Below are 17,740 nucleotides of genomic sequence, written 5' to 3' on the forward strand. Positions count from 1 at the left end.
TATGAAGGCATTTTTTCTCAAACACCGAAAACTGCATATCTGGCTGCTGGCGGACCTGTGCCTGCTGGCAGCCTTTTGGCTTTGCCGGGGAAACCGGGCCTGGATGAACGCCCTGGCGGACCACTTCACCGGCCCCCTGCGGCAGGCCCTGGGCAGATTGTGCTACCGGACGGAGATCTCCGTCATGGAGGTGCTGTATGTCCTGGCGGTGCTGCTGGGGACCGCCTATGTGGTCTGGAGCATCGCCGCCGTTGTGAAGGCCAAAGGCCGCCGGGGGCACCGGGCGTACAGCGCGGTGCTGGGGGCGGCGTGCGCCGGACTGTCTGTCTACGCGGGCTTTTGCCTGCTGTGGGGCGTCAATTTCTGGACGGACAGCTTTCAGGACAAGTCCGGCATCCGCGCCCAGCCGGTGGCGCAGGAGGACCTGCTGGATGTGACGGTCTATTTCGCCCAGCGGCTCTCCCAGGCGGCGGACCAGGTGGAGCGGGATGAAAACGGCGTGTTCGCGGTGCCCAGAACGGAGATTTTGGAAAAAAGCCCTGCGGTCTACGACGAACTGGAAAAACAGTTTCCCTTCCTGGAATTTGACGACCCAGGCGTGAAAGCCATGTATTTCTCCCGCCTCATGAGCGTCATCGACTTCACCGGGTTCTACTGCCCCTATACCGGGGAATCCAACGTGAATGTGGACAGTCCCGCCTGCCTGCTGCCCTCCACGGTGGCCCATGAGCTGGCCCACCAGCGGGGCTTTGCCTCGGAGCAGGAGTGCAACTTCCTGGCGGTGCTGGCCTCCACCACCTGCGGCGACCCGGCCTACGCCTATGCCGGATGGCTGATGGGGTACATCCACCTGGGAAACGCCCTGTACTCGGTGGACTCGGAGACCTACTGGGCCATCCGGAACGCGCTGCCGGACACCGTAAAGGCGGACCTGGCCGCCAACAACGCCTACTGGGACCAGTTCCGGGACACCATTGTGCAGAAGGCGTCCACCACCGTCTATGACGGCATTTTGAAGGCCTACGGCGACGAAAGAGGCATTCAGTCCTACGGGACCGTGGTGGACCTGCTGGTGGCGTATTATGATCCAATAACTTGAAAAGTGGTAAATCCACTTTTCGGGTGTCACAGGCCACATGGGCCTAGTCAATTGCTGTGCGCTTTACGCACAGCGGGCATCGCCTGCTTGAAAAATCGCAAGTGATTTTTCAAGTTAATGGACGATCCAAAGAAGCATCAAAAAAGTGCTTTGCGGAATTTTCCGCAAAGCACTTTTTGATCACCAGGAATGCTGCTGCCAGGACTGCTCCGGCGTCATGGCGAAATACTCATAGCTGATGCCGCTGCCGCTGTCGCCCCAGGTGGTATCGATGTGGACCTGCTGTCCATCCAGCTCCGCCACGGTCCAGATGTGGCCGCTGTTGGAGAGGGCGGTGCAGTCGATCCCCTCCAGCTTTAAAAGCAGGTTGTAGGCACCGGTATAGCCGTCGCACACGGCGATCCCGCGGTGGAACAGGCTGTATGGAAGGTGGCTGAGGGAGCGGTCGTTGGCGTTGTAATCATATACGCAGTTATCACAGATCCAGGTGTAATACACCCGGGCTTTTTCGTGGTCCGTCATACCGCTGGCCAGCTGGCCGCTCTCCCACAGCTGGTCATGGACAGCGATGGCGGAGGCCATGGTTTCGGCCCGGTAAAGGGAGATCTTGTTCTCATGACCGGAGGCGGAGAAGGTCAGCGTCACCGAACCCGCCTGATTGTACGAACAGGTAACGGAATTATAGCTCTGTTCACAGTAGGTCTTGGCGATGGAGAGCGCGGACTCCATGACCTTCCGGACCTCCAGGGACGCGATGCCGGGGTATTGCAGGGTCAGGACATTGCTGCCGGAGGAGAGCATATACCGCACGCTTTCCGACAGTTCCCCCACAGTGGAGGGGGCAGAGACATAGGTACCCGCCGGGACCAGGCTGGCCAGGGTGACGCCCTGGGCGCTGGTATAGGAGGTGGAGAGGACCCAGGCCGGTGTGAGCCGTAAGGCGGGGTCCACCAGCCGGGTCAGCATGGCGGCGGCCGCCCCCCGGGTGATGGGAGCGTCCGGCTGGAAGGAGCCGGAGGCGTCGCTGCCCACGGACACGCCTGTGCGGTACAGGGTCAGAATATCGTCCCGGTAGGGGGTGTCCGCCGTTACGTCTGTAAGAAACCGGCCATCGGCGTGAGCCTGGGAGACCAGAGCGTCATGGACCCGGGGCAGGGCCTCCGGCGGCAGGATGTTTGCCAGCACATGGGCCGCCTGGGCCCGGGTGGCGGCGGAGGCAAGGCTGTTATCCAAGGCCGTGTCCAGCACGCCCTCCGCCTGTAAATACAGGAGATAGGGAACGGCCGCCGGAACGCCGCCGCTCTGGTACGCGGCGGGACCCCGCTCCGGATCGCCGGTGCAATACAGGCTGCGGATACGCCCCGCAAAGATGATGACCTGTCCCACAGTCATGGGCTCCTGCAGACCATAGGTGCCGTCGGGCTTGCCCACGGAGAGGCCGTATTCATAGAGGGCGGACACGTTGTCGTAGAACACCGAGTCCGCGGCCAGGTCGGAGAACTGCCCGGCATAGGTTTTGCTCCGGGCGAAGTGCTCCGTGCCCTCGGACACGGCCAGGGCCGGGACCGTCAGCAGCAGGCTGAAAATCAATAGCAGAGAGGGGATGCGCTTTTTCACAGGTGCCTCCTTTCAGGGATGGACAGGAGAACGTCAGGAGGGAATGTTCAGATCCTCGGGAAGCCGGTCCTCCACATAGGGGTTTAAGTGCTGATTCACCAGGGCCAGCGTCTCCGCCTGGTCCAGATAGATATAGGGGGACTTCCAATTGCCGGGCAGGGTGGAGAACTCCACGTTTTCCGCACCGATCTCCACGGCCTCCTTGCCCAGCCACAGCAGGTTGCCCAGGGTGAGGTCCGTTTCCACATATTTTTGGAAGATCTTCACGAAGTCGTCCAGCTTGTCCACATTGGAGAGGGTCAGCGTCTGCTTGGCCACGGCCTTCAAAAAGTTCTGCTGGGTCTGCATCCGGCCGATGTCCTCACTGCCGTAGCCGGTGCCGTCGTTGTTGTGGCGGAACCGGACCACCTTCATGGCATCGCTGCCGTACAGGTGGCGCATACCCTTTGGAAAGTGGATGGAGAGGTCCTGATAGGGGTCGTCGTAATCCATGTCAATGGGGATATAGAAGTCCACGCCGTTGATGGCGTCAACCAAAGCCTCAAAGCCGTGCAGGTCCACCAGCACGGTATAGTCCACAGGAATGCCCAACTGATCGGACACCACGTCCGCCAGCTTTTCCATCCCGCCGGCATTGTACACGGCGTTGATTTTGTGGCTCTTGCCGTCCCACACCGTTTTGCTGTCCCGGGGGATGCTGACGCCGTAGATGGAGTTGTTGGCGGCGTCCACCGCCACCAGGATGTTGGTGTCGTTGAGGCCGTTGCCATCGTCGATGCCGGAGACCAGGATGGTATAAAAATCCGCTTTCCGGACCTGGTGGGTGGAGGGCGGCTGGGAAGCATCCGGCGTGTCCTGGGGGGTGCTGCTCACAGCCTGGGCCGGGACTGCTTCGTCCTGCTTTTGCTCCGGCGCGCGGAACAGGCAGTGGACGCCGGCGTAGAGCGCGGCGGCGATGAAAATCAGCAGCAAAAGGGTCCGGCTCCAGTTGCGGCGTTTTTGGCGGCGGTGGGTTCTGGACATCTGAAACAACGCTCCTTGGCAGATTTACATAATGCTGCCCCTTATTATAAAGCCCTCCTGCGGAAAACACAAGAGGGAAAATAGGGCATGTCCCAGGTCCGGGAAAGAAAAATAGCGGGCGTTGCCGCTATTTTTCCTCCGCCTGTTCCGACGAGATCTGTTCCAGCAGAGCTTTGATGTCCGCCAGAAGCTGATTTTGGTAGGACAATGCGCAGTGGATGTAGTGCAGCGCTGTGTCCAGCTGCCGGGCGGTGGACGCCTGGGCGGCGTCGATGCCGTTTACCGGATGGGGCCAGCGGCGGACCGGCGGCTCGGAAGCGGAGGGGACGCCTGGTGCCGGAGGCTGAAGGCCCCGGCCGGGACAGTCCTGTTCGCAAGCGTGATTGGACATGGATGCTTCCTCCCTTTGCGGCGTCAGGCACCGCGGTATTTTTTGCGGGTGGCGATGCCGCCCCGGATGTGGCGCTGCGCCTTGTTGACGTCCAGCACCTCTTTGACCTGCAGATACAGCGCCCGGTTGAACTGGGGCAGCCGTTCGGAGATATCTTTATGGACGGTGCTTTTGCTGATGCCGAATTTCTGTGCGGCGGCGCGGACCGTGGTCCGGTTCTCTATGATGTAAAGAGCGAGGCGTTCAGCCCGCTCCTCCATGTTCCCTTTCAAAACACAACACTCCCCGCCTCTTGTTGCTCCATCCTATGCAGGCTATCCGGCGGATATGACGGCGGACATGGTTTGGAGGGAGACTGTGTGATTCCGGAAAAAAGAACAATATCCATAAAAAATAGACAAATTCTGCGCCATATAATCTGCGAAAAGTTCACAAAAATGGAAATCTGATCAAAAATTTTTCTTACGAAAAGGGGCGGGGACTGCTAAAATAAAGATATCTTCAAAGGAGGAGATTCTATATGAAACGCATCAAAGCAGCCTGTTTGGAGCAGACGATCCATTTTCTGCTGAAAGAGGACCTGCCCCGCGAAGAAGCGGTGCGGTTTGCCGAGGCGGAGTACACCCATTATCTGGCCCAGATGGACCGGAACCGTACGCCTTACCGCATCCTGGAAAAGACGGAGCAGCCGGACGGCTCCATTCTGGTCAAGCTGAAAAAGCAGTATAACGGCTATGACTGCAAGCCTTACATGGACTGAAGAGACCAACAGGGCCGCCCCTTTCCGGGCGGCCCTGTTGATTATTTTTTCAGAACCTTGATATTTTCCAGGCGGTTGAGGGCCTCGTTCAAGGTCTCGTCGTTTTTGGCGAAGTGGAAGCGGATCAGGTGGTTGACCGGCTCCCGGAAGAAGCTGGAGCCGGGGACGGCACCCACGCCCACCTCCCGCGCCAGGTCCTCGCAGAAGCGCAGGTCGCTGTCGTAGCCGTACTCGCTGATATCCAGCAGGACGTAATAGGCGCCCTCCGGCGTGGTGTGGGCGATGCCCAGGTCGTCCAGGCCCTTCAGGAACAGCTCCCGTTTGTGGGTGTACTTGGCCAGCAGGCCCTCATAGTAGTCCGGTCCGAATTCCAGGGCGGGCATCACTGCCTCCATCAGCGGGGCGGCGCAGCCCACCGTCAGGAAGTCGTGGACCTTTTTGGCCCGCTCAATGACCTCCGGCGGCGCGATGATATAGCCCAGCCGCCAGCCGGTGATGGAGTAGGTCTTGGACAGGGAGGAGCAGGAGATGGTCCGCTCCCACATTCCGGGCAGGGTGGCAAAATAGATGTGGCGGCGGGGGGCGTAGACGATGTGCTCATACACCTCGTCGGTGATGACGTAGGTGTCGTATTTTTCCGCCAGGTCCGCGATGATCTGAAGCTCCTCCAGGGTGAACACCCGGCCGCAGGGATTGGAGGGGTTGCACAGCACCAGGGCCTTGGGATGCTGGCGGAAGGCGTCCTCCAGCACCTCCGGGTCGAAGGTGAAGGACGGCGGCACCAGGGGAACATAGACCGGCTCCGCGCCGGAGAGGATGGTGTCGGCGCCGTAGTTCTCATAGAAGGGGGAGAAGACGATGACCTTGTCCCCGGGATTGGTGACGGTCATCATGGCGCACATCATGGCTTCGGTGGAGCCGCAGGTGGCCAGGAGCTCTGTGTTGGGATCGATGGGGCGGCCCATACAGCGGGACTGCTTTTTCGCCAGGGCCTCCCGGAAATTCTGGGCGCCCCAGGTGATGGCGTATTGGTGGGGACCCTCGTGGGCGACCTGGGCCAGACGGTCCAGAATGGCCTGGGGCGGGTCAAAGTCGGGGAATCCCTGGGAGAGGTTCACGGCGCCGTATTGCAGGGAGATGCGCGTCATCCGCCGGATGACGGAATCGGTGAAGCTGGCGGTGCGGTCGGAAAGCGGCTGGGGCATGAGCGTCACTCCTTTGTATCGGTGGGTATGATGTTCTATCATACCGGAAGCCGGTGAAAAATACCAGCCCCAACAGGCGCTTTTGGAAATATTCTTTGGCATTTTTCATGGAACGTGATAGAATGGTCACAACATGAGGCCGGGCCGGATACCCGGCTCAACTGCAAAGAAAGGAACATGTGCCATGAATGAGACTTTGAAGGTTTTGAGAGAGCGCCGGAGCGTCCGCAAATACAAGGCGGAGCAGATCACGGATGGGGAGCTGAACGTCATCCTGGACGCGGGGACCTGGGCTCCCACCGGCATGGGCAAGCAGTCCCCGGTGATGGTGGTGGTGCAGGACGCGGAGACCATCGCCTATATGTCCCGGCTCAACGCGGAGATCCAGGGGCGGCCGGGCACGGACCCCTTCTACGGCGCGCCCACCGTGGTGGTGGTCCTGGCGGACGGCACGAATCCCAACTGGCTCCGGGACGGCTCCCTGGTGATGGGGAATCTGATGAACGCCGCCGCGTCCCTGAATGTGGGCTCCTGCTGGATCAACCGGGCCATAGAGCTGTTTGACCGCGCCGAGGGAAAGGAACTGCTGAAAAAGTGGGGCCTGCCGGAGCATTACCGGGGTGTGGGCAACTGCATCCTGGGCTACGCGGACGGCCCCCTGCCCGCGCCCAAGCCCCGGAAGGAGAACTACATCATCCGCGTGTGAGCGGGGGAGTCCCGCGGACTGTAAAGAGGAGGAACATGACAATGGCTGATCTGACAAGGGTGACCCACGCGCAGAATATCCGCTATGACCGGAAAGCGGAGGCGCTTTACATCATCGACCAGACCCTGCTGCCCGACGAGGAGCGGGAGATCCGCCTTCAGACGGTGGAGGAGATGGTGGACGCCATCAAAATGCTGAAGGTCCGGGGCGCGCCCGCCATCGGCATCTGCGCCGCCTATTGCATGTATGTGCTGGCAAAGTCCATCCGGACCGAGGACCAGCAGGTGTTTTTAAAGCGGCTGAGCGAATACGGCGAACAGCTGAACGCCTCCCGTCCCACGGCGGTGAATCTGAACTGGGCCATCCGGAGCATGCTCCGCACGGCGCTGGAGCATGTGGGCTGCACCCGGGGCCAGATGCTGGATGCCCTGTACGAGGCGGCGGTGGCCATCCACAAGGACGATATCGCCAAGTGCGCCGCCATCTCCGAATACGGTTTGTCCCTGGTGAAGGACGGCGACGGCATCCTGACCCACTGCAACGCCGGTCCCCTGGCCACCTCCCGGTACGGCACCGCCCTGGGCCCCATTCTGCTGGGCGCCGAGCGGGGCATGAAGTTCAAGGTGTTCTCCGATGAGACCCGGCCCCTGCTCCAGGGCGCCCGCCTCACCAGCTATGAGCTGCACCGGGCGGGAGTGGACGTGACGCTGATCTGCGACAACATGGCCTCCATCGTCATGAAAAATGGCTGGGTGCAGGCCTGCTTCGTGGGCTGCGACCGGGTGGCGGCCAACGGCGACACCGCCAACAAGATCGGCACCAGCGGCGTTGCCATCCTGGCCAGGCATTACGGCATCCCCTTCTATGTGCTGGGCCCCACCAGCACCATCGACATGGACTGTCCCGACGGCGCCCACATCCCCATCGAGGAGCGGGACCCGGAGGAGATCAAAAACCTGTGGTACGAAAAGCCCATGGCCCTGCCGGACGTGAAGTGCTACAATCCCGCCTTTGACGTGACGGACCATGAGCTGATCACCGCCATCGTCACGGAGAAGGGCATCTGCCGCCCGCCGTTCACCAAGAGCCTGGCGGCGCTGTTCAAAAGCGGAACGTGAGTGCCGGATGGAAAAGCCCCCAGCATCCCGAGTGCCTGCTGCAAGGACTGCGGGAGATTTGTCCTGAAGCCGGAAAAGATTATCTGGACGGCAAAATGCGACAACAAAACGCTATATTTGACATAAAATATACAAGGAGGAATTGAAATGCCCATCAAAGAATCCCCCTCCGCCTGCATCGCGGCGGAGGAACAGCAGATCGCAAAGACCGTGCTGATGCCCGGCGATCCCCTGCGGGCGAAGTACGTGGCGGACCACTACCTGGAGAATCCCGTCTGCTTCAACACGGTCCGCAACATGCTGGGCTATACCGGCACCTACAAGGGCAAAAAGCTCTCCGTCATGGGCCACGGCATGGGCGTGCCCTCTGCGGGACTGTACACCTATGAGCTGTACCAGTTCTACGGCGTGGAGTCCATCATCCGCATTGGCTCCGCCGGCGGCGTGGGGGACGATGTCCATGTCCGGGACGTGGTGATCGCCATGGGCGCGTCCACCAACTCCCGTTTCGTGGACCAGTACCGGTTCCCGGGCCAGCTGTGCGCCACCGCCTCCTGGCCGCTGCTGCGGGACGCCGTCGAGGCGGCGGAGCGCCTGGGCGTCCGGGCGGACGTGGGCCAGGTGTTCACCGCCGACCAGTTCTACAACGACAACGCCGAGGCGGGCCAGATGTACCGCAAATTCGGCATCCTGGCGCTGGAGATGGAGACGGCGGGCATCTATTGGACCGCCCAGCGGCTGGGCAAGCAGGCCCTGTCCATCCTGACCATCTCCGACCACATCTTTACCGGGGAAGCCCTCTCCGCCCAGGAGCGGCAGGACTCCTTCCACGAGATGATGGAGGTGGCCCTGGAGACGGCCTGGAAGTCCGTGAAGGAGTGACCGCCGCCGGGGGACGGAAAACCTGATACGGAAAACGGGAACGCCGCAGACGCGGCGTTCCCGTTATTTCTCTCTCTGGCGGTGGGTTTTGGCGTAGGATTCCAGCAGGTGGGCAAACTCCTGCCGGCGTTCGTCCCGGCTGCGGAGCTGGATGCGGTCCAGCAGGGGACAGAGGACCGACAGCTCCTCCTCGGACAGCTCCTCCGTCAGCCAGGCAAAGTAGAAGGACTCCGCCTCCACCTTGGCGTCCCGGATGGCCGAGCCCTTCTCCGTGATGAACAGCTGCTTCCGGCGGCCGTCCTCCGGATGAGGGCGGCGGATGATATAGCCCTCGGCCTCCAGCTTGGCGGCGCGGCGGGCGATGGTGCTCTTGTCCTGGGCGTATTTCCGCCGCAGGTCCTCCTGGGTGATGCCGGGGCGGTGGTGGATGGTGTGGATCATATCATAATCCGAAAGGCTCAGGTTGGTGTTGTCCAGCGCCCGGACGACAAAGCGCTGAACGTCCCGGTCGATCTTTCGGATGCGGCGCCTGGTAGGGTCCATGGCGAGCCCTCCTTTTCATGATGAATTGCTTCCATCATACAGGCTGGCCGCCGTCCCGTCAATTCCGGCAGGACATTTTTGACGGTTTGCACAAATCGTTGCGGCCCGCAACGATTGGAGTTGACTTCCATAGAAACAGGGAATATGATACAGGTATGGGGAGACCCATGAACAGGAGACACCTTGCCGACCGGGAACGGCAGGCCTGAGAAAAAAGAGCGCCGGGACTGATCATCCCGGCGCTCTTGTTTTGCTTATTCGGCGGAGATGGGATAGGTGATGCCGCCCACGGAGATGCTGGCCAGCTCCTCCAAGGGGATGATCTCGTCCAGCACGCCGCCCTTGACGCAGACGGTGGCGCCGCGGTCCGGCTTGACGCTGCCGCCGTTGGGGGCCTGCACCACGGTGCCGTCGGTCTTGGTCAGCAGGATCTCCACGTTCTCCAAATAGCGTCGGACGGTCTCGCGGTCCTCGTCGTTCAGTCTGCCGCTGGGGGCGTCGCTCCACTGGGCCTCGCTGTCCACGGTGTAGGCCACCCGGACGGCCACGGGGGAGACGCGCACCTCGTCGATGGTGAAGGTCATGTCGTCCTGCGCAAAGGTGTCGCCGCCGCCGCAGACCTGCGAGGAATCCTCATAGTCCACGTCAAAGCGGAATTTCCAGTGGCCCTCGATCAGGGGGACGGATGTTTCGGCCTCGTCGTCCCAGCCGCAGAGGTCGCTGAACTCCGCCGTGGCGGTGCATCTGGTGATGGGACGGTCGGAGCTGATGGTCTGCACCATCTGGACAAAATCGTCGTCAGGGTCCTCGTCCACAAACCAGGAGCTGCCGTGACTCCCGCCCTTGACGTTCAGGTCCACGCCGCCGAATCCGCCCATCAGGAGATTTTTCTCATTGATCTCCTCGGGGAACAGGCGGGTGCCGTCGTCCCGGCGGAAGGTGAAGATGATGGCGGCGTTGTACTCGTCGCCGATGATGGCGTCGGCGGAGACGGTGACGCCGTTGTCCGTGGCGCTGGCGCCGATGGGGGTGGCCGATCTTGTCGATGACCTCCGTCTGGGCCACGGAGCCGCCGAAGATGCCGGAGAAGGACTCCACGGCGGTTTTGAGCACGCCGGAGGCCCCGGCGCTGACCACCAGCACTGCGGCGATGCAGGCGGCCGCCAAAAGGGTCCTGCCGATGGGACGGCGGGTCCGGCGGGTCTGCCTCTGGGCCGCGGCGGCCGCCTCCGCCGCCAGCTTGGCTTTTTGCTCTGGGGTGAAACGCAAGGCGCTCAGGTCCTGCTGATATTCATACAGTTTGCTCATCGTCTGTTCCTCCTAACAGTTCTCTCAGCTTGGCCCGTCCCCGGGCCAGCCGTGTGTGAACGGTGGCGGTGGGGACGCCCAGGATGGTCCCGATCTCCGCGGCTTGATAGCCCTCGTAATAATAGAGATAGATGACGGCCCGGTAGTGGGGCGGCAGGCTGTTCACCGCCGCCAGCAGGGAGCCGTCCGCCTCTTCCGGAGCGGGGAGCTCCATGCAGGTCTCCAGGCCGCAGGTCTTTTTCCGCCAGGGACTTTTCAGGATGTCCTTGCAGGCGTTGGCCGCCATCCGCAGGACGTAGGCCCGCTCGTGCGCGGGACTTTCAAACGCCCGTGGCTCCGTCAGCAGCTTGACAAAGACGGTCTGGCAGATGTCCTGGGCATCCTGGGTGTTTTTCAAATAGGTGTAGCTCAGGCGGAGAATGGCGTCGGCATAGGTCTGGGCCAGATATTCCGCCCGTTGGTTCAAATTCATGGTATCAACTCCTTTGGAGCGCTCTCATAAGGGATACGATCAGGGCGGGCAAAAACTTTCACCTGTCAGAAAAAAGATTCACATTTTTTCAGGCGCCCCGCCATTGCGCACCCGGCGGCGGAATGCTATGATACATACAACAGGATGCTGCAACCCGGCGGCGGACAGTGGTCCGCCGGAAAAAAGGAGAGACATATGAAAAAGATTTCCCTGCTGTTGGCCTTGGCGATGCTGCTGGCGCTTCTTGCCGGCTGCGGGCCAAAAACCCCGGAGCCGGTGGAGCCGGAGCCGGAACAGACGGAGCCGCCGGAGGCGGAGGAACCGCTGCGGTTTGAAACCCTTCGGATCGAGTTTGAAAAGGGAGACCTGGCAGTGAGCCGCCTGTCAGAGGCGGTTCGGGAGATGCCGGAGTTGCTGCGGACCGCACTGGCGGAACAGGGCGTGGCGGTGGAGGCGGTAGAGGTCACCATCGGCTCCTCTGTGGCAGCCACGGTCCAGGCGCTGGAGGAGGGAACGGTGGATGTGGCCTTTTTGCCGGCGGAGGATCTGGCCCGCTATGAGACGGAGGTACCGGTGCTTCTGGTGTCCGGCCCCCTGTTCTGGGACCAGGGAGAGGACCTGTCCGCCTGGCGGAGGGAGCCGGTGGAAGCGCCTCTGATACCGGGGTATCGGGCGCTGATCTGCGCCGCGCCCACGGGATACGGCAAAAATCTGGCGGAGCGGCCATCCCTCTCTTGGGCAGAGCTGGACCACGCCCGCTGGGGCGTGCTGGAGGCAGATTCCATTTCCGGCCACCGTGGGGTGGACCTGTGGCTGGCGGACCACTACGAGGGGAACACCCTGGAGGACCTCTCCGATGTCACGGTCTATGACAGCTTCGACGACCTGCTGCTGGCGGCCTCCCGGGGGGAGATCGATCTGCTGCCCATGGAGGAAGCCGAGCGGGAGGCGTGGTCGGAGTTCTGGAACGCCCCTGCGGAACCGGACAAGGAGCAGGACGAAACGGGCCTGGGCCATGAGCGCACCATCTGGGAGGACCTGCCTGCCGTTGCCCTGACGGAATGGTTTTATGACAGGGCCGCCGCGGCAGGCAGCCAGGAGAAATTGACGGACGAACGCTTCACAGCGGCGCTGGCGGAATGCGTGCGGGCGCTGACGGTTTCCAGCGGCTATGACAGGGACACGCACCTGTTGGCCCTGGACCTGTTTGGCCGCAATTCCTACGGCGCTGCCCAGGAGGGCGCGCTGGACGCCACCCGGCGGCTTTTGACCCTGGAGGGGAAGACCGCCGGATAGCCCAGGATACAGATTCATCAAAAAACGGAGCTGCCGCAGGCAGCTCCGTTTATTCGTCTTGGGCAAAGAGGGCGTTGTAGTCCACCCGCAGGACCTCGGCCAGCTTGTCGATCTCGAAGATGGAGGTGGCGCGATAGCCGATCTCGATCTGTCCGACCATGGTTTCAGTGAGGTCGCATCCGGAGGTTTGCAGCTGGGCAGCCAGTTCCTTCTGCGTTAATTTCCGCAGTTCCCGATAATGTTTTACTTTTGCACCGATGTTACGATCCAAAGGTGTGCTTCTTTTCACAAAAACACTCCATATACATAATAATATTTTCTTGATATTATCCGGGAAATGGGGTAGATTTATTATGTATATATAATAAAAACGAAATTTCAGGGGAGCAGACATGGATATCGAACATATCAACATAGGACCCCAGCCATACAGCAGAGCCCTGCGGGCCATCGCCGCCATGATCGAGGAACGGGAGAGCGACGGGGCCTGTATTGCGCAGATCACGCGGTTTCTGGAGCGGAGCGGCGTTCCCGTCAGAGACCGCCCGGAGCCGCGGCGGGAACAAAGGCCCGAAGAAATGCCCTGTCAGGCAGAAGAATGATTGCAAAAACCGGATATTGGGTGTAAAATCCCGATATCCGGCTTTGCTGTTTGCCGGGGATTTGTATAAATGATAGAATTTCTTATATTACCGAATTACCACTTTACTTTGCTAATAAAATAAAGTAAAATGATCTCCGTAAAAGAGACGGGCCGGTGTGCCCTGCGAGGAGGAGCGTCCCCATGGAATTGGATCTGAATATGTTGAAGCCCCAGGAGCGGGTATCTTTGCAGCTGCGGATGCTGTATGAACAGGCGGGCTTCCGCCAATACCACATGGGCCGGTTCGAGGAATACGGATTGTACCAGGAGAACCGCCGCTTTTTGTCCAGCGAGCAGGTCATCACCTTCACGGACCTGGACGGCCGCCTGCTGGCCTTGAAGCCGGACGTGACCTTGTCCATCGCCAAAAACGCCCAGGTGGAGGACGGCGGCTGCGGCCGGTTCTACTATGCGGAGAATGTCTACCGTCCCAGCCAGGAGAGCCATACCTTTAAAGAGATCAGCCAGATGGGCCTGGAGTGCATCGGGGCGGTGGATGGCGAAGTTACTGCCCAGGCGGTGTCCCTGGCCATTCAGAGCCTGGCCCTGACGGAGCGGGACTTTGTGCTGGAGCTCAGCCACATGGGCTTTGTCACCGGCCTGTTCGACGCGGTGGGCGCGCCGGAGGGCATCCGTCCCCGGCTGCTGACCTGCATCCGGGACCGGAACGCCCACGAGCTGCAAAAGTGCGCGGCGGAGGCGGGCCTCTCCCGGCAGGGGACCGACGCGCTGTGCCGCCTGTCCGCCCTGTCCGGCCCCTGGGCGTCTGTTTTGGAGGCGGCGGAGCCTCTGGCGCTGAACGCCGCCATGGGTGGGGCGCTGACTGAGCTGCGGGCGCTGTGCGCCGCCCTGGAGGCCCAGGGGCAGACGGAAAAGCTGAAGCTGGACCTGTCCTTGGTCAACGATATGGAGTATTACAACGGCCTGGTGCTGCAGGGCTATCTGGCGGGCCTGCCCCGGGCAGTGCTCAAGGGCGGCCGGTATGATCCTCTGGCGGCGCAGTTCCGTCCCGGCGCCAAAGCCATCGGCTTTGCCCTGTATCTGGATGAGCTGGACCGCCTTGCCGACGCCCCGGTGGAGGGCGAACGGATCATGGTGAACGTGGCCCTGCCCAAGGGACGCCTGGGCGACAAGGTCTATAACCTGCTGGCGGGCGTGGGCTACGGCTGCCCGGAGAATTACAACGACACCCGGAAACTGGTGGTGGAGAACCCGGAGGCGGGCATCCGCTACTTCCTGGTAAAGCCCAGCGACGTGGCCATCTACGTGGAGCACGGCGCGGCGGATGTGGGCATCGTGGGCAAGGATATTTTGGAGGAGTCCGGCGCGGACGTGTATGAGCTGCTGGACACCGGCCTCGGCAAGTGCCGCATGTGCGTGGCGGGGCCGAAGGATTTTGTGGACGATCCCAGCCGCACCCTGCGGGTAGCCACCAAGTTCGTCAACATTGCAAAGGACTATTACGCGGCCCAGGGCCGGGACATCGATATCATCAAGCTCAACGGCTCCATCGAGCTGGCGCCCATTCTGGGCCTCTCGGACGTGATCGTGGACATCGTGGAGACCGGCACCACCCTGAAGGAGAATCATTTGAAGGTGCTGACGGAATTCATGCCCATCTCCGCCCGGTTCATCTCCAACCGGGTCAGCTACCAGTTCAAGCGCCAGGAGATCGAGACGATGCTGAAAAAACTGACAGAGGTGACGGCGCAATGATCCGGATCTGTGAATTTGACAAGCTCTCCCCGGAGGAGATCCTGAACCGGGACATCCAGGCGGAGGAGGACGTCGGCGCCGCCGTGGACGCGGTGCTGGCGGAGGTGCGGCAAAACGGCGACGAGGCCCTGCGGGCCTATACCAAGCGGTTCGACGGCGCGGCGCTGACGGACCTGCGGGTCAGCGAGGAGGAGATCAGCGCTGCCTGGGAGACCCTGGATGCAGACTTTTTGAAAACCCTGGAGATGGCGGCGGACAACATCCGCCGTTTCCACCAGCAGCAGGTCCACCGGAATTTTGTGCTGGCGGATCAGCCTGGCGTCGTCATGGGACAGCGGTACACGCCCATTGAAAAGGTGGGCATCTGTGTGCCCCGCAGTCCGGCGGCGTTCCCATCCACCATTTTGATGAATGTCATCCCGGCGAAGATCGCCGGGGTGCGGGAGATCGTGCTGGTGACGCCGCCGGAAAAGGACGGCACCGTCAGCCCCGCCGCCCTGGCGGCGGCGAAGATCGCCGGGGCCACGAAGATCTTCAAGGTGGGCGGCGCCCAGGCGGTGGCGGCCCTGGCCTATGGCACGGAGAGCGTGCCCAAGGTGGACAAGGTGGTCGGCCCCGGCGGCATCTTTGTGGCCACGGCCAAGCGGAAGGTGTTCGGGCAGGTGGCCATCGACATGATCGCCGGCCCCAGCGAGATCCTGGTGCTGGCGGACGGCAGATGCGATGCCCGGTGGGTGGCGGCGGACCTGCTGAGCCAGGCGGAGCACGATGTTTTGGCCACCGCCGTCCTGGTGACGGACAGCGCCGGTCTGGCAAAAGCCGTTCAGGCGGAGCTTGAGGTCCAGCTGGAACAGCTGCCCCGCAGAGATATCGCCCGGAGGTCCATTGACGACAACGGCAAGATCATCGTCACCGACAGTCTGGACAGGGCCGTGGAGGCCGCCAACCTCATTGCGCCGGAGCATCTGGAGCTGTGTGTGGACGATCCCTTCGCCCTGCTGCCGAAGGTGCGGAACGCGGGCAGCATCTTCCTGGGCCGCAATACCCCGGAGGCCCTGGGCGACTATTTCGCAGGCCCCAACCACACCCTGCCTACCAGCGGCACGGCCCGGTTCTCCAGCCCCCTCAGCGTGGACGATTTCGTGAAAAAGTCCAGCTTTTTGTATTACACCCAGGAGGCCCTGGCCCCCGTGGCCGGGCGCATCGCGGATTTTGCCCGCCGGGAGGGCCTGGAGGCCCACGCCCGGTCGGCTGTTATCCGATGCCAACAAGAAAAAAAGGAGCGTTGACGCCATGAGCAGATTCCTCTCCGGCGAGGCGGCCCGCCTCGCCCCCTATACCCCCGGCGAACAGCCGCAGGATCAGCAGTACATCAAGCTGAACACCAACGAAAGCCCCTTTCCCCCGGCGCCCAAGGTCATCAAGGCTATCTCCCGGGCGGAGCTTTTGAAGCTGAACCTGTATTCCGACCCAGCCTGCGGCCAGCTGGTGGACGCCATTGCAAAGCGGTATGAGATGCAGCGGTCCAATGTCATCACCGGAAACGGCTCCGATGAGATTTTGGGCTTTGCCTTTCGGGCCTTCTGCGGCGAGGGAAAGGGCGTGGCCTACGCCGATATCACCTATGGCTTCTACAGGGCCCAGACCGCCCTGTTCGGCCTGGACGCCACGGTCATCCCCCTGCGGGAGGATTTCACCCTGAACGTGGACGACTACATGGACTTCCCCGGCACCATCGTCATCGCCAACCCCAACGCGCCCACCGGCATGGCGGTGCCCCGGCCGGAGATCCAGCGTCTGCTGGAGGCAGATCCCGACCGGGTGGTCATCGTGGACGAGGCCTATGTGGACTTCGGCGCGGAGAGCTGCGTGCCCATGATCTACCGCTATGACAACCTGCTGGTGGTGCAGACCATGTCCAAGAGCCGGTCCCTTGCCGGGGGCCGGGTGGGCTATGCCCTGGGCAGCCCTGAGCTGATCAGCGCGCTGAACCGGGTGAAATACAGCTTCAACCCCTACAATGTGAACCGGCTGTCCCTGATCGCAGGCGCCGCCGCTGTGGAGGACGAGGCCTATTTCCAGAAGTGCACCGGCGCCATCCAGGGCAACCGGGAGTGGACCGTGCGGGAGCTGGAGCGGCTGGGCTTCACCGTGCTGCCCTCCCAGGCCAACTTTGTCTTTGCAAAATCTGACAGGATCTCCGGCGGAGACCTGTACCGGAAACTGAAGGAGAACGGCATCCTGGTCCGCTGGTGGGCCGACAGCGGCCGCATCCAGGACTTCGTCCGCATCACCATCGGCTCTCTGGAGCAGATGGTGGCGCTGGTGGACGAGGTGTCCCGGCTGCTGGATGATCTGTAAGGAGGCGGCATGATGCGCAACGCGGATATCAAACGGAATACCCGGGAGACCCAGATCGAGCTGCACCTCTGCCTGGACGGCACCGGAAGGGCGGAGATCGCCACCGGCGTGGGGTTCCTGGACCATATGCTGGAGCTGTTCGCCCGCCACGGCGACTTCGACCTGACGGTCTTCTGCCGGGGCGACACCCAGGTGGACGGACACCACTCTGTGGAGGATATCGGCATCTGCCTGGGCAAGGCGTTTGCCGGGGCCCTGGGGGACAAGCGGGGCATCGCCCGCTACGGCCAATTCCTTCTGCCCATGGACGAGACGCTGGTGCTGTGCGCCTGCGACCTCTCCGGCCGGGACTATCTGGGCTGGGCGGTGGACCTGCCCGCGGCCAAAGTGGGGGATTTTGACACGGAGCTTGCCAAGGAATTCTGGCTGGCCTTTGTGCGGAACTGCCCGTCGTCCATCCACATCCGCCAGATGGCGGGGGAGAATACCCACCACATCCTGGAGGCTGTTTTCAAGGGCATGGGCCGGACGCTGAAAATGGCCGTGGCTATGGACCCCAGGCACGCGGATGAGATTCCAAGCACGAAAGGTGTGCTGTGA

General features: G+C 61.9%; 21 protein-coding genes. 11 read left to right on the forward strand and 10 right to left on the reverse strand.

Going from position 1 to position 17,740, the window contains the following annotated elements; translation table 11 throughout:
• Window position 1: 1 nt before the first annotated feature.
• A complete protein-coding gene (locus Q0Z71_RS05055) occupies window positions 2-1,099 on the forward strand; it encodes a DUF3810 domain-containing protein (protein ID WP_298019179.1) in 1,098 nt (365 codons plus the stop codon).
• 180 nt (window positions 1,100-1,279) lie between these two features.
• On the opposite strand, the gene Q0Z71_RS05060 is transcribed toward Q0Z71_RS05055, so the two are convergent.
• The 4 genes from Q0Z71_RS05060 to Q0Z71_RS05075 all read right to left on the reverse strand — a co-directional run bounded on the left by Q0Z71_RS05060 (window position 1,280) and on the right by Q0Z71_RS05075 (window position 4,402).
• Window positions 1,280-2,716 carry an S-layer homology domain-containing protein gene (locus Q0Z71_RS05060; protein WP_298019182.1) on the reverse strand — a complete coding sequence of 479 codons (1,437 nt, stop codon included), beginning with the start codon at window positions 2,714-2,716 and terminating at the stop codon, window positions 1,280-1,282.
• A gap of 33 nt (window positions 2,717-2,749) precedes the next feature.
• Window positions 2,750-3,739, reverse strand: coding sequence for an LCP family protein (locus Q0Z71_RS05065; RefSeq protein WP_298019185.1), 990 nt, complete (start codon window positions 3,737-3,739; stop codon window positions 2,750-2,752).
• Between the two features lie 127 nt (window positions 3,740-3,866).
• On the reverse strand, window positions 3,867-4,130 hold the full coding sequence (locus Q0Z71_RS05070) for a hypothetical protein (RefSeq protein ID WP_298019190.1): 264 nt from the start codon (window positions 4,128-4,130) through the stop codon (window positions 3,867-3,869).
• Between the two features lie 23 nt (window positions 4,131-4,153).
• The gene (locus Q0Z71_RS05075; RefSeq protein ID WP_298019193.1) at window positions 4,154-4,402 is read right to left on the reverse strand and encodes a sporulation transcriptional regulator SpoIIID; all 249 of its coding nucleotides are present in this window, start codon (window positions 4,400-4,402) and stop codon (window positions 4,154-4,156) included.
• A 248-nt stretch (window positions 4,403-4,650) separates the two neighbouring features.
• On the opposite strand from Q0Z71_RS05075, the gene Q0Z71_RS05080 reads away from it, so the two are divergent.
• Window positions 4,651-4,890, forward strand: coding sequence for a hypothetical protein (locus tag Q0Z71_RS05080; protein ID WP_298019196.1), 240 nt, complete (start codon window positions 4,651-4,653; stop codon window positions 4,888-4,890).
• Window positions 4,891-4,931: 41 nt separating this feature from the next.
• Here the strand turns inward: Q0Z71_RS05080 and Q0Z71_RS05085 are convergent, their stop codons facing one another.
• Window positions 4,932-6,095: a pyridoxal phosphate-dependent aminotransferase gene (locus Q0Z71_RS05085; protein WP_298019199.1), complete on the reverse strand. Its 1,164-nt coding sequence runs from the start codon at window positions 6,093-6,095 to the stop codon at window positions 4,932-4,934.
• A gap of 184 nt (window positions 6,096-6,279) precedes the next feature.
• Here Q0Z71_RS05085 and Q0Z71_RS05090 point away from each other — a divergent pair, with 184 nt between their 5' ends.
• From Q0Z71_RS05090 to deoD, 3 genes are all read left to right on the forward strand, one after another.
• Window positions 6,280-6,801, forward strand: a complete 522-nt coding sequence (locus Q0Z71_RS05090) for a nitroreductase (protein ID WP_298019202.1) — start codon at window positions 6,280-6,282, stop codon at window positions 6,799-6,801.
• Between the two features lie 41 nt (window positions 6,802-6,842).
• The gene (gene mtnA / locus Q0Z71_RS05095) at window positions 6,843-7,919 is read left to right on the forward strand and encodes an S-methyl-5-thioribose-1-phosphate isomerase (protein ID WP_298019205.1); all 1,077 of its coding nucleotides are present in this window, start codon (window positions 6,843-6,845) and stop codon (window positions 7,917-7,919) included.
• A gap of 147 nt (window positions 7,920-8,066) precedes the next feature.
• Window positions 8,067-8,801, forward strand: coding sequence for a purine-nucleoside phosphorylase (gene deoD / locus Q0Z71_RS05100; protein WP_298019207.1), 735 nt, complete (start codon window positions 8,067-8,069; stop codon window positions 8,799-8,801).
• A gap of 63 nt (window positions 8,802-8,864) precedes the next feature.
• Here the strand turns inward: deoD and Q0Z71_RS05105 are convergent, their stop codons facing one another.
• The 4 genes from Q0Z71_RS05105 to Q0Z71_RS05120 form a co-directional block, all read right to left on the reverse strand.
• Window positions 8,865-9,344, reverse strand: a complete 480-nt coding sequence (locus Q0Z71_RS05105) for a MarR family winged helix-turn-helix transcriptional regulator (RefSeq protein ID WP_298019209.1) — start codon at window positions 9,342-9,344, stop codon at window positions 8,865-8,867.
• A 254-nt stretch (window positions 9,345-9,598) separates the two neighbouring features.
• Window positions 9,599-10,222 (reverse strand): hypothetical protein, encoded by a 624-nt coding sequence (locus Q0Z71_RS05110; RefSeq protein WP_298019211.1) that lies wholly within the window; start codon window positions 10,220-10,222, stop codon window positions 9,599-9,601.
• A gap of 13 nt (window positions 10,223-10,235) precedes the next feature.
• A complete protein-coding gene (locus Q0Z71_RS05115; protein ID WP_298019213.1) occupies window positions 10,236-10,652 on the reverse strand; it encodes a hypothetical protein in 417 nt (138 codons plus the stop codon).
• Window positions 10,636-11,124 (reverse strand): RNA polymerase sigma factor, encoded by a 489-nt coding sequence (locus Q0Z71_RS05120; protein ID WP_298019215.1) that lies wholly within the window; start codon window positions 11,122-11,124, stop codon window positions 10,636-10,638. The genes Q0Z71_RS05115 and Q0Z71_RS05120 overlap by 17 nt, the downstream gene beginning before the upstream one ends.
• 195 nt (window positions 11,125-11,319) lie before the next feature.
• Here Q0Z71_RS05120 and Q0Z71_RS05125 point away from each other — a divergent pair, with 195 nt between their 5' ends.
• Window positions 11,320-12,420, forward strand: a complete 1,101-nt coding sequence (locus Q0Z71_RS05125) for a PhnD/SsuA/transferrin family substrate-binding protein (protein ID WP_298019217.1) — start codon at window positions 11,320-11,322, stop codon at window positions 12,418-12,420.
• A gap of 49 nt (window positions 12,421-12,469) precedes the next feature.
• Here Q0Z71_RS05125 and Q0Z71_RS05130 read toward each other — a convergent pair whose 3' ends face one another.
• The gene (locus tag Q0Z71_RS05130; RefSeq protein ID WP_298019219.1) at window positions 12,470-12,691 is read right to left on the reverse strand and encodes a helix-turn-helix domain-containing protein; all 222 of its coding nucleotides are present in this window, start codon (window positions 12,689-12,691) and stop codon (window positions 12,470-12,472) included.
• A gap of 121 nt (window positions 12,692-12,812) precedes the next feature.
• Between Q0Z71_RS05130 and Q0Z71_RS05135 the strand changes: the two genes are divergently transcribed.
• From Q0Z71_RS05135 to hisB, 5 genes are all read left to right on the forward strand, one after another.
• The gene (locus tag Q0Z71_RS05135) at window positions 12,813-13,022 is read left to right on the forward strand and encodes a hypothetical protein (RefSeq protein ID WP_298019221.1); all 210 of its coding nucleotides are present in this window, start codon (window positions 12,813-12,815) and stop codon (window positions 13,020-13,022) included.
• Window positions 13,023-13,204: 182 nt separating this feature from the next.
• Complete coding sequence (gene hisG / locus Q0Z71_RS05140) at window positions 13,205-14,779, forward strand: ATP phosphoribosyltransferase (protein ID WP_298019223.1); 1,575 nt, start codon at window positions 13,205-13,207, stop codon at window positions 14,777-14,779.
• Window positions 14,776-16,068 (forward strand): histidinol dehydrogenase, encoded by a 1,293-nt coding sequence (hisD, locus tag Q0Z71_RS05145; protein ID WP_298019225.1) that lies wholly within the window; start codon window positions 14,776-14,778, stop codon window positions 16,066-16,068. Before hisG ends, hisD begins: the two co-directional genes overlap by 4 nt.
• A gap of 4 nt (window positions 16,069-16,072) precedes the next feature.
• Window positions 16,073-17,140, forward strand: coding sequence for a histidinol-phosphate transaminase (hisC, locus tag Q0Z71_RS05150; RefSeq protein ID WP_298019227.1), 1,068 nt, complete (start codon window positions 16,073-16,075; stop codon window positions 17,138-17,140).
• A 12-nt stretch (window positions 17,141-17,152) separates the two neighbouring features.
• Window positions 17,153-17,740, forward strand: coding sequence for an imidazoleglycerol-phosphate dehydratase HisB (gene hisB, locus Q0Z71_RS05155; protein ID WP_298019229.1), 588 nt, complete (start codon window positions 17,153-17,155; stop codon window positions 17,738-17,740).

The organism is uncultured Dysosmobacter sp. (assembly GCF_947631635.1).
In the GTDB taxonomy this organism is placed as follows: domain Bacteria; phylum Bacillota; class Clostridia; order Oscillospirales; family Oscillospiraceae; genus Oscillibacter.